We start from the raw sequence: 15,328 nt of genomic DNA on the forward strand, positions 1-15,328 counted from the left end.
AAGGGCACAGCAGCCATTCGACGCTCTGCCGCCGAACGACCGCTGTCCTGCACGAAACGCCCCGTTCCGCCTTACTTGCGCTTGAGTTGCGAGATATCCCGCACGGCGCCACGATCGGCCGACGTCGCGAGCGCAGCGTAGGCCTGCAGCGCCTGGGACACCACGCGCTTGCGGTCCGCCGGCATCCAGGCCTTGTCGCCGCGCGCTTCCATGGCTGCGCGACGGCGAGCCAGCACGTCGTCCGACACCGCGAGGTGCATCTTGCGCTGCGGGATGTCGATCTCGATGACATCGCCGTCTTCCACGAGACCGATCGTGCCGCCTTCGGCCGCTTCAGGCGACGCATGCCCGATCACGAGGCCCGACGAGCCACCGGAGAACCGGCCGTCGGTAAACAGCGCGCAGGTCTTTCCCAGCCCCTTCGATTTCAGATACGACGTGGGGTAGAGCATTTCCTGCATGCCGGGGCCGCCCTTGGGGCCTTCGTAACGGATCACGACGACGTCACCCGCGACGACCTTGTCGCCGAGAATGGCGTCGACGGCCTCGTCCTGGCTTTCGAACACGCGCGCGCGCCCGGAGAAGATCCACTGCGATTCGTCGACACCGGCCGTCTTGACGATGCAGCCCTTCTCGGCGAGGTTGCCGTAGAGCACGGCGAGGCCGCCGTCTTTCGAATACGCGTCTTGCTTGCTGCGGATACAGCCGTTCTTGCGGTCGCTATCGAGCGACGCATAGGTCGCTTCCTGGCTGAACGCGACCGTGGTCGGAATGCCGCCCGGCGCCGCGCGGAAAAACTTCTGCGCTTCTTCGCCCGCGCCGCCCGCGATGTCCCACTTGGCAATCGCGTTGCCGAGTGAGCCGCTATGCACGTTGCCGCACGACAGGTCGAGCAATTCAGCGCGGGCCAGTTCGCCGAGAATGCCGAGGATGCCGCCCGCACGATGCACGTCCTCGATGTGGTACTTGTCGGTCATCGGCGCAGCCTTGCACAGGCACGGTACTTTGCGCGAGATGCGATCGATATCGGACATCGTGAAATCGACGCCCGCTTCCTGCGCGGCTGCCAGCAGGTGCAGGACGGTATTGGTCGAACCGCCCATGGCCACGTCGAGCGCCATCGCGTTCTCGAATGCGGCCTTGGTGGCGATGCTGCGCGGCAGGACCGACGTGTCTTCTTCCTGATAGTAGCGGCGGCACAGATCCACGACCAGGCGGCCCGCCTGTTCGAACAGGCCCTTGCGCCATGCGTGCGTCGCGACGATCGTGCCGTTGCCGGGCAACGCGAGACCGATTGCCTCGGTCAGGCAATTCATCGAGTTCGCGGTGAACATGCCAGAGCAGGAACCGCATGTCGGGCAGGCGCTGCGCTCGACTTCGGCCACGTCGGCGTCGCTGATCGCCGGGTCGGCGGCCTTGATCATCGCGTCGATCAGGTCGATCTTGGCGATCACCTGACCATCGGTCGGCGACTTGATCTTGCCTGCTTCCATCGGGCCGCCGGAAACGAACACGACGGGGATGTTCAGGCGCATGGCGGCCATCAGCATGCCCGGGGTGATCTTGTCGCAATTGGAGATGCAGACCATGGCATCGGCGCAATGCGCGTTGACCATGTATTCGACCGAGTCTGCGATCAGTTCGCGCGAGGGCAGCGAATAGAGCATGCCGCCGTGGCCCATGGCGATGCCGTCGTCCACGGCGATTGTGTTGAATTCCTTGGCGACGCCGCCGGCCGCCTCGATCTCCTTCGCGACCAGCGCGCCGAGATCGCGCAGATGCACGTGACCCGGCACGAACTGCGTGAACGAGTTCACCACGGCGATGATGGGCTTGCCGAAGTCGCCGTCTTTCATGCCGGTGGCGCGCCACAAGGCGCGAGCGCCCGCCATGTTCCGGCCATGAGTCGAAGTTTTTGATCGATAGTCAGGCATCTCTGTCCTCAGGTCTTGCAGTCGTCGAAAGTGAAATGGGGTCCGGGTCCGGGTCCGCGGCCAGTGCACCGTTGCGCACGGCGGGCGACGGCTCGCGGTGCCGCACAGGGAGAACGTCCGGAAAGCGCAAATAGTGCTGGAGCGCCAGTGAGACGTCCAATATATTTTTCCGCGTGAATAAAGTCGAAAAAAATATCAATCGATGACGGCGCCCGTCAAAACCGGGCCGCGCCGCGCGGACGAATGAACGTCGTGACCGAAACCGGTTGCGGGTTTGCCCGCGATGAACCCGAAAGAAGGGGCATCGAGGATAACCGGGGAATGCAGAAGAAACGGCCGGGTTCGGCCAGGTAGCGTCGTTCGCGCCAATCCCAACGAACGGCAGCCTTGAATCGATTCTGTTGAAAAACTCTCTTATCTGGGCAGCAGGACCGGCGCGCGAAAAATCGACCTCTCAGATCGTTCCACAAACCGTTCGTGAGCATCGATTAGGGGTAAGAGGACCCGTGAAAACCTCCCTGAATGCCTGACTGCGGAGTTTTTCAACAGAATCAATCATTAGCGGCCGTTCGACATCGCGGCGTAGATCGCCGACAATCTCCTTCATTCGCGGACGATGCTTACGGTGACTTGAATAACTAACACTAGCTCGACGCTTGTGACTGCAGGGTGGCTACCCAATCAGGTCAAAGATCGTCGGACATCGCAAATGAACTCACATCCCACCCCGCCACTGGACCCGGAACTTGCGAAGCGCATCAAGCTCGTTCGCCGAGATGTTAGTGACTTGCTCTTTCACTTCACTCGCGGCCTCGAACCACGATGGGTCGAGATTCAAGGACGGAAGATAAACATGGGAGAAACGGCATCCCACGTCCTAGAAAAGATTCTGCGCTCGGGCGAGCTGCACGGCACATCCCATTGGACTTATGGCAAAGATACAGTTTGCTTTACCGAAGCTCCGATCCACGAGTTCAACTCGGTCTTCGCCTTGGCGTCCATTGCTTCGGAGGAGACCCAAAGACCGAGATACGAACCCTATGGTGTCGCCGTAAGCAAGAACTGGCTCTACCAGCAAGGGGGACGACCTGTAATCTATGATCTCCCCGAGTCTCTCGATCAGTACCCCGACGCACTGCGACATCGCTTCTGCCCCTACGATCCAGTGAACTCAGTCGACTTCACTTGGGAGCGAGAATGGCGTGTCCCATCCAGTGCGCTCAAGTTGGATCCCAACCAAACCCTGGTTGTTGTGCCGACATCGGCCGAAGCATTCGAGTTCGTATATCAGCATGCAAGCGAGGAAGCGGACATCGACGCGAGCGGTTCAGCATTCGGCATCTATCACCAACCAAAGTGGTTGGCCGTTTCTCTCGATATGTTCGGAGTTAGGTATTCGCCCGACGACGCCTAACCCGTTCATCAAATGGGACTGCATGAAGAGCAGCTGCCATTGTGTTGCATCGACCGGTTGAATCCATAGTCGAACAGAGCCCCTCCCCGAAAATCTGTGAACAACGCCAAAAAAAGCACGCCCTCAGGCGTGCTTTCGTTGCTGCGAGGCGAGGCGAGGCGAGGCGAGATCCGGCGCGTCAGCGCACCTTCATCCCCGGCTTCGCGCCGCTTTGCGGCTCAATGATGTAGAGGCCCGGTTCGGCCTTTTCATTGGTCGACGACGCGGACAACACCATCCCTTCCGAAACGCCGAACTTCATCTTGCGCGGCGCGAGATTGGCGACCACCACCGTGAACTTGCCCTTGAGGTCCTCCGGCTTGTAAGCCGAGCGGATGCCCGAGAACACGTTGCGCGTGCGCTCTTCGCCGACGTCGAGCGTCAGTTGCAGCAGCTTGTCCGACCCCTCGACGACGTTGCAGTCGACGATCAGCGCCACGCGCAGGTCGATCTTCGCGAAGTCGTCGATCGAGATGACGTCGGGTGTTTCCGGTGCGGCGTTGGCCATCGCAGGCGCGTCCTTCGATGCCTTCGACTTCTGCTTCGCATCGGCGGGCGCGGCCGCGCTCGCGTCGGTTGCCTGCAGCGAATCGCGGTTCGCAGCGAGCAATGCTTCGATCTGCTTGGGATCGACGCGCGTCATGAGGTGCTTGTACGCGTTGATCGGCGTCGTCGACGAAAGCGGCTTCGCAGCGTCGGCCCAGGTGAGCGGCGCGATCGAGAGGAAGCTCTCCACGCCGGCGGCCAGCGTCGGCAATACCGGCTTGAGCGCGAGCGACAGCAGGCGGAACGCTTCGAGGCTCACGCTGCAGGCTTCGTGCAGCGCCACCGCGTTGGCCGGGTCCTTCGCCAGTTCCCACGGCTTGGCCGTATCGACGTAGCCGTTGACCACATCGGCGAGCTCCATTGTCTGGCGCAGCGCGCGGCCATAGTCGCGCGACTCGTAGTGCGCGGCAATGTGGGGGATCGCGTCGCGCAGTTGCGCGAGCAGCGGATGATCCATCGCGCCGTCCTGCACGCGGCCGTCGAAGCGCTTGATCAGAAAGCCCGCCGCGCGGCTTGCGATGTTGATGTACTTGCCGACGAGGTCGCTGTTCACGCGCGCCTGGAAGTCCTCGAGGTTCAGGTCGAGGTCTTCCATCGTGCCGTTGAGCTTGGCAGCGAAGTAATAGCGCAGCCACTCGGGATTCAGGCCTGACGTGACGTAGCTTTCCGCCGTGATGAAGGTGCCGCGCGACTTCGACATCTTCGCGCCGTCCACCGTGAGGAAGCCGTGCGCGAACACGTTGGTCGGCGTGCGATGGCCCGAGAATTCGAGCATCGCCGGCCAGAACAGCGTGTGGAAGTACAGGATGTCCTTGCCGATGAAGTGATACTGCTCCGTCTTCGTGCCCGGCTTCACCCAGGCGTCGAAGTCGATGCCGCGCTTCTCGCACAGGTTCTTGAAGCTCGCGTAATAGCCGACGGGCGCGTCGAGCCACACGTAGAAGTACTTGCCGGGCGCACCCGGAATTTCGAAGCCGAAATACGGTGCGTCGCGCGAGATGTCCCAGTCGGCGAGCTTCGATTCACCTGCGTCGCCGAGCCACTCGCGCATCTTGTTCGTGGCTTCCGGTTGCGCGAGGCCGCTCACCCAGCCGCGCAGGAATTGCTCGCAGCGCGGGTCCGAGAGGCGGAAGAAATGGTGCGTCGAGGTCTTGCGGATCGGCGTCGCGCCGGAGACCACCGAGTACGGATTGATCAGGTCGGTCGGCGCGTAGGTCGAGCCGCACACTTCGCAGTTGTCGCCGTACTGGTCCTTTGCGCCGCATTTCGGGCACTCGCCCTTGATGAAGCGGTCCGGCAGGAACATGTTCTTGACCGGGTCGTAGGCCTGCTCGATGTCGCGCGTGTCGATGAGACCCGCGTCCTTGAGCGCCAGATACACCGATTCGGAGAGCACACGGTTCTCTTCGGAATCCGTCGAGTAGTAGTTATCGAACGAGACGCCGAAGCTGTCGAAATCGCGCTTGTGCTCCTGCCAGACGCGCGCGATCAACTGCTGCGGCGTGAGGCCTTCCTTTTCGGCGCGCAGCATGACGGGCGTGCCGTGCGTGTCGTCGGCACCGACGTAGTAGACCTCGTGACCGTGCATTCGCAGCGCGCGAACCCAGATGTCCGTCTGGATGTACTCGACCAGATGGCCGATATGGATTTGCCCGTTGGCGTAGGGCAGGGCGGACGTGACGAGAATCTGGCGGCGGGCCTGCTGAGCCTGTCGTGTGCCGGCGGCACTGAGGTCGGTGGCGGGTGCTGACATGTTGGGGGAGTCCGGTGATGCGGGAGGTCGAAACGACAATTTTAGCAGGGCCGAGGGAGGGCGCGTTCGCGGCCGGAAGTGCCGCGCACGCCGCGCTCAGGTCCTGCGCGAAATCGTAGTGCGCGTGGTGCGGGTTCTTCGCAAGAGCGGGTGAAACCAGGGGACGGAAGCTGTCGTGGAATCCGCCCGATGCTGCATTGCACAAATGACGGGCAAAAAAACCGGGGCAGTATGGCCCCGGAGCAACAACGACAAGAGGAGAATGGTGACGCGGCGGCATCGCCAGCCACGTACCGTAATGACAGACAGCGGATCGGGCCGGGAGTTCGAAAAAATTTAAATTTTCTGGGTCCGCCCGCCGTCAGACAGCCGTCACGCAGCCGTCAGCCCTGGTGTTGCGCCGTTGCGCGCAGAAAGACTTCCACGCGACGGTTTGCCGCGCGACCGGCCTCGGTGTTGTTGTCGGCGACCGGCTGTGTGTCGCCGCGACCTTCCGCGGCGAGGCGCTGCATCGGGATGCCGCGCGTCGACAGGTAGTTCACGACGCTCTGCGCGCGGTTGACCGACAGCGTCTGATTAAAGGCGGGCTGGCCCGTGTTGTCCGTGTGACCCACGACCTGCGCGACCACTTCCGGATTCTGCTGGAGCGTCTGCGCGACCTGATCCAGCACCGGTGCAAACGTCGGCTTGATCGCGTAGCTGTTGGTGTCGAAGGTCACGCTGCTCGGGATGTCGAGCTTGAGCGAGCCGTCCGGCTGCTCGGTGATCTTGGTGCCCGTGCCCTGCGTCGCGCCCGACAGTCGGTTGTGGATTGCCTGCCAGTTGTAGCCGGTCACGCCGCCGACGAGCGCGCCTGCGCCTGCGCCGATCGCCGCGCCCTTGCCGCCGCCGAAGATCGCGCCGATCGCGGCACCCGTACCGGCGCCGACGCCGGTGCCGATGGCCGTGTTGGTGCCTTGCTGGGTCGCGCAGCCCGCGACGAGTGCACCGGCGACAGCGAAGACGGACAGGCGGGTCAGGATTCTTGCGTTCATTTTGCTTCCTCACTTGAGTGGAACACGACGGCTGCCGGCAATGCCCGCCCGCAGGCCCCGACTGCGTACAGGGTCTTCGGGCGGCACCAGGCGGCAGCTACTACAATGGCGGCTTGAAGGCTTGCGTGACGAGGCTCGCCAACGGGATCGCCGCTTCAAGGCTTGACGCCCGCAAGCGTGCACTTCAGCCGTGAAAATCGCAATGCAGCCTAACAATTTCTATCATTTCCCGGCACCAGCGCGATCATTGGATCTGCGCCCGGTGACCGGCGTACCCACGGAGCATCAATGAGCATAGATCGGGCTTTGGTCGACGCCGCGCTTGCGGCCCTGACGGATCCGAACACGGGCAAGCCCTACGCCACCGGCAAGGGCGTGCGCAATGTCGTCGTCGAGGGTGACGGTGTCGGGGTCGAGATCGTGCTTGGCTATCCGGCGAAGAGTCAGGTCGACGCGATCCGGTCGCAGGTCGAGGCCGCACTCGCCGCCGTGCCCGGCGTCAGCTCGAGCCGCGTCGCGGTGACGAGCGAGGTCGCCGCGCACACCGTTCAGCGCGGCGTCAAGCTGCTGCCGAACGTGAAGAACATTGTTGCGGTCGCCTCGGGCAAGGGCGGCGTCGGCAAGAGCACGACCGCCGTGAACCTCGCGCTCGCGCTGGCGGCCGAAGGCGCTTCGGTGGGCATCCTCGACGCCGATATCTACGGCCCGTCGCTGCCGATGATGCTTGGCATCCATGGTCGCCCCGAGTCGCCGGACGGCCAGTCGATGAACCCGCTCGAAGGTCACGGCATGCAGGCGAACTCGATCGGGTTCCTGATCGAGCAGGACAACCCGATGGTCTGGCGCGGACCGATGGCGACATCGGCGCTCGAACAACTGCTGCGCCAGACGAACTGGCGCGAGCTCGACTATCTGATCGTCGATATGCCGCCGGGCACCGGCGACATCCAGCTCACGCTCTCGCAGCGCGTGCCGGTGACGGGCGCCGTGATCGTCACGACGCCGCAGGACATCGCGCTCCTCGACGCGAAGAAGGGCCTCAAGATGTTCGAGAAGGTCGGCATTCCGATTCTCGGCATCGTCGAGAACATGGCCGTGCATGTCTGCTCGAACTGCGGCCACGCCGAGCACATCTTCGGAGCGGGCGGCGGCGAGCGCATGGCGCAGGAATACGGCGTCGAGGTGCTGGGCAGTCTGCCGCTCGACATCACGATCCGCGAGCAGGCGGACTCGGGCCACCCGAGCGTCGTCGCCGATCCCGAGGGCCGGATTGCGCAGACGTATCGCGCGATCGCGCGGCGCGTCGCGATCCAGATCGCCGAGCGCGCGCGCGACATGACGTCGAAGTTTCCAAGTATCGTCGTGCAGAACACCTGAAAAGCCCGGTTTCCGCCGGCGGCCCGCATCGGTGCTGCGCCTTGGCGCGCGGGGCGCCGCGGCCGGCGCTGTGCGGTCCCGCACACGCGCAGGTGCACAGGCGCGCGGTATCATGTGGGCTTCATCGCGTCCGGTGCGATGGCTGCAAGAGCGGCCGCCGGCCGGCAAGAGGATTGCATGGTAAAAGGAAACGACAGGCTAGCGGGGTATGCATGTGTCGTGCTGGCAGTGGCTGGCGGCGTGCTGCTTGGCGGCTGCACCAGCTTCATGGGGCAGCAGGACAAGCGCGCCGCCGCGCAGTTGCAGCCCACTGTGGGTAACCAGGTGCGCGGCACGGTCTCGTTCGTCGAGCGTTCGGACGGCGTGCAGGTCAGCTACAACCTCGCGGGTCTGCCGCCCGACAGCGATCACGCCTTGCAGATCCACGAACGCGGAGACTGCAATGCCGTCGACGCGTCGAGCGCGGGCCCCGTCTTTGCGCCCGCCGCCGCGCGCATGAAGCCCGGAACACGCGTGGAGGGCGATCTCGGCAACATTCGCGCCGATTCGAACGGCGTTGCCACGGGGTTTATCGTCGCACCCGACGTTTCGCTCGACGGCATCCGCTCCGTGATCCAGCGCGCGGTGCTGGTCCACCATGACCCGATCGACCCCTACGCCGACCCGCAGCGCGGCACCGGCACGGCGCTCGCATGCGGCGTGATCCGCGCCCAGTGAGCGCGGGACCGCTCACGTCAGGCCGGTTGCGCGGCCTGGTACCGCTCGCACCGGTTGCACCGCCTGCATGGCCGCGATGGCTTGCACATGCACTTTTCCGGCGTGTCGATCTATATCGCGTAAAATGAGCGCCTTTCGTACGCGGGCGCAGTTCCGTCGCGCAGTTCGGTCGATTTGCGGCTTCCGCCCGCCTGCATTGCGCTTTTCACCCCTTTTCGTCATTCAAGTCATCTAACTGACACGCAGCGACCAACATGGCAATCAAGTCCGACAAGTGGATCCGGCGCATGGCCGAAGAGCACAAGATGATCGAGCCGTTCGTGCGCGACCAGGTCCGCGTGTCGGAGGATGGGCGCAAGATCGTGAGCTACGGCACGTCGAGCTACGGCTACGACATCCGCTGCGCCGACGAATTCAAGATCTTCACGAACATCAATTCGACGATCGTCGACCCGAAGAACTTCGACGAAAAATCGTTCGTCGACTTCAAGGGCGACGTCTGCATCATTCCGCCGAACTCGTTCGCGCTCGCGCGTACGGTCGAGTATTTCCACATTCCGCGCAACGTGCTGACCGTGTGTCTCGGCAAGTCCACTTATGCGCGCTGCGGAATCATCGTGAACGTCACGCCGTTCGAGCCGGAATGGGAAGGCTATGTGACGCTCGAATTCTCGAATACGACACCATTGCCTGCCAAGATCTACGCGAACGAGGGCGTCGCGCAGGTGCTCTTCTTCGAGAGCGACGAGGTCTGCGAGGTGTCTTACGCGGATCGCGGCGGCAAGTACCAGGGGCAGCACGGCGTCACGCTGCCGAAAACCTGATCCAGAATCTGCGCGGCGCGAGCAGGTACGCGCCGCCCAAACGACATACGGGGACCGCTGCGCAACATATGCAGCGGTCGTTTCTTTTGGAGAATCGCCCATGAAGTTTCGTTTTCCCGTCGTCATCATCGACGAAGATTTCCGCTCCGAGAACATCTCGGGTTCCGGCATCCGTGCACTCGCCGAAGCGATCGAGAAAGAGGGCGCGGAAGTCCTCGGGCTGACGAGCTATGGCGACCTCACGTCGTTCGCGCAGCAGTCGAGCCGTGCGTCGTGCTTCATCCTCTCGATCGACGACGACGAACTGCTGCCCTACGTCGACGGCGCCGATGAAGAAGCGCCCGAGCACGCGCCCGCGATCATCGCGCTGCGCGCGTTCATGGAAGCCGTGCGCCGCCGTAACGCGGACATCCCGATCTTCCTGTACGGCGAGACGCGCACCTCGCGCCATCTGCCGAACGACATCCTGCGCGAGCTGCACGGCTTCATCCACATGTTCGAGGACACGCCGGAGTTCGTCGCGCGCCATATCATCCGCGAGGCGAAGGTCTATCTCGACGCACTCTCGCCGCCGTTCTTCAAGGAGCTCGTCAAGTACGCCGACGAGGGCTCGTACTCGTGGCACTGCCCGGGCCACTCGGGCGGCGTGGCGTTCCTGAAGAACCCGCTCGGCCAGATGTTCCACCAGTTCTTCGGCGAGAACATGCTGCGCGCCGACGTCTGCAATGCCGTCGACGAACTCGGCCAGCTGCTCGATCACACGGGCCCGGTTGCGGCCTCCGAGCGCAACGCGGCGCGCATCTTCAGCGCGGACCATGTGTTTTTCGTGACCAATGGCACCTCCACGTCGAACAAGATCGTCTGGCATGCCACGGTGGCGCCGGGCGACATCGTGCTCGTGGACCGCAACTGCCACAAGTCGATCCTGCACGCGATCACGATGACGGGCGCGATCCCCGTGTTCCTCACGCCGACGCGCAACAACTTCGGCATCATCGGCCCGATTCCGCGCGACGAGTTCAAGCCGGAGAACATCCGCAAGAAGATCGAGGCGAATCCGTTCGCGCGCGAGGCGCTCGCGAAGAACCCGAATCTGAAGCCGCGCATTCTGACGATCACGCAGAGCACATATGACGGCGTCGTCTACAACGTCGAAATGATCAAGGACCTGCTCGGCGATATGCTCGACACGCTGCACTTCGACGAAGCGTGGCTACCGCACGCCGAATTCCACGAGTTCTACCAGGACATGCATGCGATCGGCGCGGGCCGTCCGCGCACCAAGGCACTGGTGTTTGCGACTCACTCGACACACAAGCTGCTCGCCGGCATTTCGCAGGCGTCGCAGATCGTCGTACAGGACTCCGAAAACAGTGCGTTCGACCGCCATCGCTTCAACGAAGCGTATTTGATGCACACGTCGACGAGCCCGCAGTACGCGATCATCGCGTCGTGCGACGTGGCCGCCGCGATGATGGAGGCGCCGGGCGGCCCCGCGCTCGTGGAAGAGTCGATCGCCGAGGCGCTCGACTTCCGCCGCGCGATGCGCAAGGTCGATGCCGAATACGGCGACGAGTGGTTCTTCCAGGTCTGGGGCCCCGAAGAACTGGCCGAAGAGGGCATCGGCTCGCGCGAGGACTGGATGCTGCGTCCGAACGATCACTGGCATGGCTTCGGCGCGCTCGCCGAAGGCTTCAACATGCTCGACCCGATCAAGGCGACGATCGTCACGCCGGGCCTCGATGTCGATGGCGACTTCGGCGACACCGGCATCCCCGCTGCGATCGTGACGAAGTATCTGGCCGAGCACGGCATCATCGTGGAGAAGACGGGGCTGTACTCGTTCTTCATCATGTTCACGATCGGCATCACGAAGGGCCGCTGGAACTCGATGGTCACCGAACTCCAGCAGTTCAAGGACGACTACGACAACAACCAGCCGCTCTGGCGCGTGCTGCCCGAATTCGTCGCGCAGCATCCGATGTACGAGCGCGTCGGCCTGCGCGATCTGTGCCAGCAGATCCACAGCGTCTATCGCGCAAACGACATCGCGCGCCTCACGACCGAGATGTACCTCTCGGACATGGAGCCCGCGATGAAGCCGTCCGACGCATTCGCGAAGCTCGCGCACCGCGAAGTGGAGCGCGTGGCCATCGACGAGCTCGAAGGCCGCGTCACGTCGATCCTGCTCACGCCGTATCCGCCGGGCATTCCGCTCCTGATTCCGGGCGAGCGCTTCAACAAGACCATCGTGAATTACCTGAAGTTCGCGCGCGAGTTCAACGAGCGCTTCCCGGGTTTCCACACGGACATCCACGGCCTCGTGGGCGAGATGGTCAACGGACGCATTGAGTATTTCGTCGATTGCGTGCGCGACTGATAGACATGATGAGTGGCAAGACAATGCGCGCCTGGCCGTCCTGGAGTGTGGCCGCCGCGTGGCTGATGACGGCGTGGCTGCTGGGCACTAGTCCGGCGCACGCGGAAGTGGCGGCGGCCGATCCGATCGATACGGGCATGCGCGCGTGTTTCGCGCGCGCGGACCGTTCGTCGACGGCGGGGCAGGTGCAGTGCATGGCCGACGCGCGCGGCGCCTGGCGCAACGCGACCAACACCGCGCTCACGCAACTGCTTGCGAAGCTGCCGGCTGCGCAGCAAAAGCGCTGGCAGGTGAGCCAGCAGCGCTGGGACGCGTGGCGCGAGGCCGATGACACGATGCTCGGCGCCGCGTTCGCATCCACGAGCGGATCGGCCTATCAACTCTACGAAGCGGATATGCGTCTGCAGCCGGTGCGCGATCGTGCGCTCGCGCTGCGCGCGCAGGCCGCGACACTTGCGGCGGGAGACGCGCCGCGTGCGCGCCCCTGTTCGGCGGACGCGCACTGCGAGCACGCGAGTTACGACCTCGATCGCTATTACCGCAAGCTCTACGCGCGCACGCCGATACGCGCGCGGCCCACGGTCGTGCACGCACAATCCGCATGGCGTGCGTATCGCGACGCTACCACACCGCTCATCGACGAGCACGCGCGGCTCGATTTGCTCGGTGCGCGGCTCGCGACGCTCAAGCGGCTTTCGGAGACGGTGGGGAATCGCTAGAAACCCGTGCCAACCCCACTCAGTCGATGATGAAATCCTCGGCTGCGCGCACGGGCAGCGTCGTGGAGTCGCCGAGGAGGTCGTGCAACGCGGCTTCGATCTGCGTCGACATTGCCGTGAGCGCCAGGTCGTTATCCTCGGTGCCGAACGGATCCTCGATCTGCGAGGCGATTGCTTCGTGCGCCATGAACGCGTAGGCGACGAACACCGCGAAAATCGGCGTCAACGGTCCGATGCTTTCCACGAGACCAAACGGCAGCGTGGCGCAGAAGAAGTACACGGTCCGGTGGATCATCACCGTGTACGCGAACGGCAGCGGCGTCGAGGCAATGCGCTCGCAGCCGCCGATCACATCCGATAGTCCATTCAGATTGCGCTCGAATGCGAGCACGGCCCAGCCGTCAAGGCGGCCCTGGCGTGCCTCGTTGCGCACCCATTCCGAGGCGCAGACGAGCAGCGTCGCCGGGCGAAAGCGTGAGGCCATCACGCGATCGAGCAACGCGGGCGGCAGGTGATTCGCGAGATCGTCACGCGGGTCCGACTGGCGCAACTGATGGCGCAACGCGTGCGGCAGCGCGCAGAGCAGATTGACGAGTTCGCGCGCACGCTTGCGGCTGTCGTCGCCGCCGGTGGTGAGCGTCAGCGCTTCGCGCGTGAGCGAGCGCGACTCGTTGAGCAACTGGCCCCACAGCTTGCGGCCCTCCCAGTAGCGATCGTAGCTGGCGCTGTTGCGAAAGCCGAGGAACACCGCAAGCGCGATGCCGATCAGCGAGAACGGCACGGTGCTCAGGTTGACGGTGAACTTGATGATGTGATCGTGCGCCGCCACGGCGATGATCGACACGCACAGCACTAGGAAGAGCCGGGGCAGCAACTGCGGAAGCACGGAGCCGCGCCACGCAAGCAGCATCCGGAACCAGTGGAGGTGAGGGCGGACGATCATCGGGGCATGAAGGTCGGACGGGAATCAAGCCAGCTCGGCTGGCTGGGAGGGCGGCTTGTGAACGGCGCTGCCCGTGGGGTGGCGCTCATCGTATGCGACACGGCGTCTATCACCGCGCCGCATACGTAACGAGCGCAATAAGCGCAATAAGTGCGACAAGCGCAATAAGTAAAATAATCAAGGCGTTACTTGACGAGCGCCGCGCGCGCCGCCGCGATGGCCGCGCGAACCTGCTCCGGCGCGGTGCCGCCCGGATGGTTACGCGCTGCGACCGAACCGTCGAGCGTCAGCACTTCGAACACATCCTCACCGAGCAGATGCGAAACCGCCGGCAGCTCGCGGCGCATCTCGTCGAGCGTCAGGTCCGCGAGATCGCAGTTGCGATCCACGCAGATGCGCACCGCGTGCGCGACGGCTTCGTGCGCGTCGCGGAACGGCAGGCCCTTCTTCACGAGGTAGTCGGCGAGATCGGTGGCCGTCGAGAAGCCTTGCAGCGCCGCCGCGCGCATCGCGCTGGCCTTTACGCTGATGCCCGCGACCATTTCAGCGAAGATGCGCAGCGTGTCCGCGACCGTATCGACGGTGTCGAACAGCGGCTCCTTGTCTTCCTGGTTGTCCTTGTTGTACGCGAGCGGCTGGCCCTTCATCAGCGTGAGGAGCGCCATCAGATGGCCGTTCACGCGGCCCGTCTTGCCACGCGCAAGTTCGGGGACGTCCGGGTTCTTCTTCTGCGGCATGATCGACGAGCCGGTGCAGAAGCGGTCGGCCAGATCGATGAAGCCGACGCGCGGGCTCATCCACAGCACCAGCTCTTCCGAGAAACGCGAGACGTGCGTCATCACGAGCGCTGCGGCGGCTGTGAATTCGATCGCGAAGTCGCGGTCGGAGACGGCGTCGAGCGAGTTCGCGCAGATGCCGTCGAAGCCGAGCGTCTTCGCCACCGCGAAGCGGTCGATCGGGTAGCTCGTGCCCGCGAGCGCCGCCGCGCCGAGCGGCAGGCGGTTCACGCGCTTGCGGCAGTCGACCATGCGCTCGCTGTCGCGCGTGAACATTTCGACGTAGGCGAGCAGGTGATGGCCGAACGTGACCGGCTGCGCGACCTGGAGGTGCGTGAATCCGGGCATGATCGTGTCGGCGTGCTGGTCAGCCAGGTCGATGAGCGCGGTGCGGAGATCGCCGAGCAGGCCGCCGATGCGGTCGATTTCGCCGCGCAGCCACAGGCGGATATCGGTCGCGACCTGGTCGTTGCGCGAGCGGCCCGTATGCAGGCGCTTGCCCGCATCGCCGATCAGCGCGGTCAGGCGCGCTTCGATGTTCAGGTGCACGTCTTCCAGGTCGAGCTTCCATTCGAATTCGCCACGCTCGATTTCACCCTTGATTTGCTCCATGCCGCGCTGGATGGCGGCGAGATCGTCGGTGGCGATGATCTTCTGCGCGGCCAGCATCGAAGCGTGCGCGAGCGAGCCCTCGATATCGACGAGCGCGAGACGCTTGTCGAAGAAGACCGACGACGTGTAGCGCTTGACCAGCTCCGACATGGGTTCGGAGAAGCGAGCCGACCAGGCTTCGCCTTTTTTGTGCAGTTGGGACGTCATGGTGTTGAGCGGTGAGCGGTGGGAAGGTTTGCCCCGCGGCCAGGCCGCACTTG

Annotated in this window: 11 protein-coding genes; 6 read left to right on the top strand and 5 right to left on the bottom strand. The window is 64.0% G+C overall.

Annotated elements, in window-relative coordinates; genetic code table 11:
- Positions 1-71 precede the first annotated feature (71 nt).
- Complete coding sequence (gene ilvD / locus D1Y85_RS05405) at positions 72-1,934, bottom strand: dihydroxy-acid dehydratase (protein ID WP_124150010.1); 1,863 nt, start codon at positions 1,932-1,934, stop codon at positions 72-74.
- Between the two features lie 709 nt (positions 1,935-2,643).
- On the opposite strand from ilvD, the gene D1Y85_RS05410 reads away from it, so the two are divergent.
- The gene (locus tag D1Y85_RS05410; protein WP_124150011.1) at positions 2,644-3,348 is read left to right on the top strand and encodes a hypothetical protein; all 705 of its coding nucleotides are present in this window, start codon (positions 2,644-2,646) and stop codon (positions 3,346-3,348) included.
- A gap of 178 nt (positions 3,349-3,526) precedes the next feature.
- On the opposite strand, the gene metG is transcribed toward D1Y85_RS05410, so the two are convergent.
- Positions 3,527-5,686: a methionine--tRNA ligase gene (metG, locus tag D1Y85_RS05415; RefSeq protein ID WP_124150012.1), complete on the bottom strand. Its 2,160-nt coding sequence runs from the start codon at positions 5,684-5,686 to the stop codon at positions 3,527-3,529.
- Between the two features lie 383 nt (positions 5,687-6,069).
- Positions 6,070-6,720, bottom strand: a complete 651-nt coding sequence (locus tag D1Y85_RS05420) for a YiaD family glycine zipper/OmpA-like lipoprotein (RefSeq protein WP_124150013.1) — start codon at positions 6,718-6,720, stop codon at positions 6,070-6,072.
- 288 nt (positions 6,721-7,008) lie between these two features.
- On the opposite strand from D1Y85_RS05420, the gene apbC reads away from it, so the two are divergent.
- From apbC to D1Y85_RS05445, 5 genes are all read left to right on the top strand, one after another.
- Complete coding sequence (gene apbC / locus D1Y85_RS05425; RefSeq protein ID WP_124150014.1) at positions 7,009-8,097, top strand: iron-sulfur cluster carrier protein ApbC; 1,089 nt, start codon at positions 7,009-7,011, stop codon at positions 8,095-8,097.
- Positions 8,098-8,274: 177 nt separating this feature from the next.
- Positions 8,275-8,814, top strand: a complete 540-nt coding sequence (locus D1Y85_RS05430; RefSeq protein WP_124150015.1) for a superoxide dismutase family protein — start codon at positions 8,275-8,277, stop codon at positions 8,812-8,814.
- A 254-nt stretch (positions 8,815-9,068) separates the two neighbouring features.
- Positions 9,069-9,638, top strand: coding sequence for a dCTP deaminase (gene dcd, locus D1Y85_RS05435; protein ID WP_124150016.1), 570 nt, complete (start codon positions 9,069-9,071; stop codon positions 9,636-9,638).
- Positions 9,639-9,738: 100 nt separating this feature from the next.
- Complete coding sequence (locus D1Y85_RS05440; protein ID WP_124150017.1) at positions 9,739-12,018, top strand: arginine/lysine/ornithine decarboxylase; 2,280 nt, start codon at positions 9,739-9,741, stop codon at positions 12,016-12,018.
- Between the two features lie 5 nt (positions 12,019-12,023).
- Positions 12,024-12,737 carry a lysozyme inhibitor LprI family protein gene (locus D1Y85_RS05445; RefSeq protein ID WP_124150018.1) on the top strand — a complete coding sequence of 238 codons (714 nt, stop codon included), beginning with the start codon at positions 12,024-12,026 and terminating at the stop codon, positions 12,735-12,737.
- Positions 12,738-12,756: 19 nt separating this feature from the next.
- Here D1Y85_RS05445 and D1Y85_RS05450 read toward each other — a convergent pair whose 3' ends face one another.
- Positions 12,757-13,680 carry a bestrophin family protein gene (locus D1Y85_RS05450; RefSeq protein WP_124150019.1) on the bottom strand — a complete coding sequence of 308 codons (924 nt, stop codon included), beginning with the start codon at positions 13,678-13,680 and terminating at the stop codon, positions 12,757-12,759.
- Positions 13,681-13,865: 185 nt separating this feature from the next.
- Entirely contained in the window at positions 13,866-15,275 is a 1,410-nt protein-coding gene (argH, locus tag D1Y85_RS05455; protein ID WP_124150020.1) for an argininosuccinate lyase, read from the bottom strand.
- Between the last annotated feature and the right edge of the window lie 53 nt (positions 15,276-15,328).

Origin of the sequence: Paraburkholderia dinghuensis, assembly GCF_003837865.1 — a bacterium.
GTDB lineage: Bacteria > Pseudomonadota > Gammaproteobacteria > Burkholderiales > Burkholderiaceae > Paraburkholderia > Paraburkholderia dinghuensis.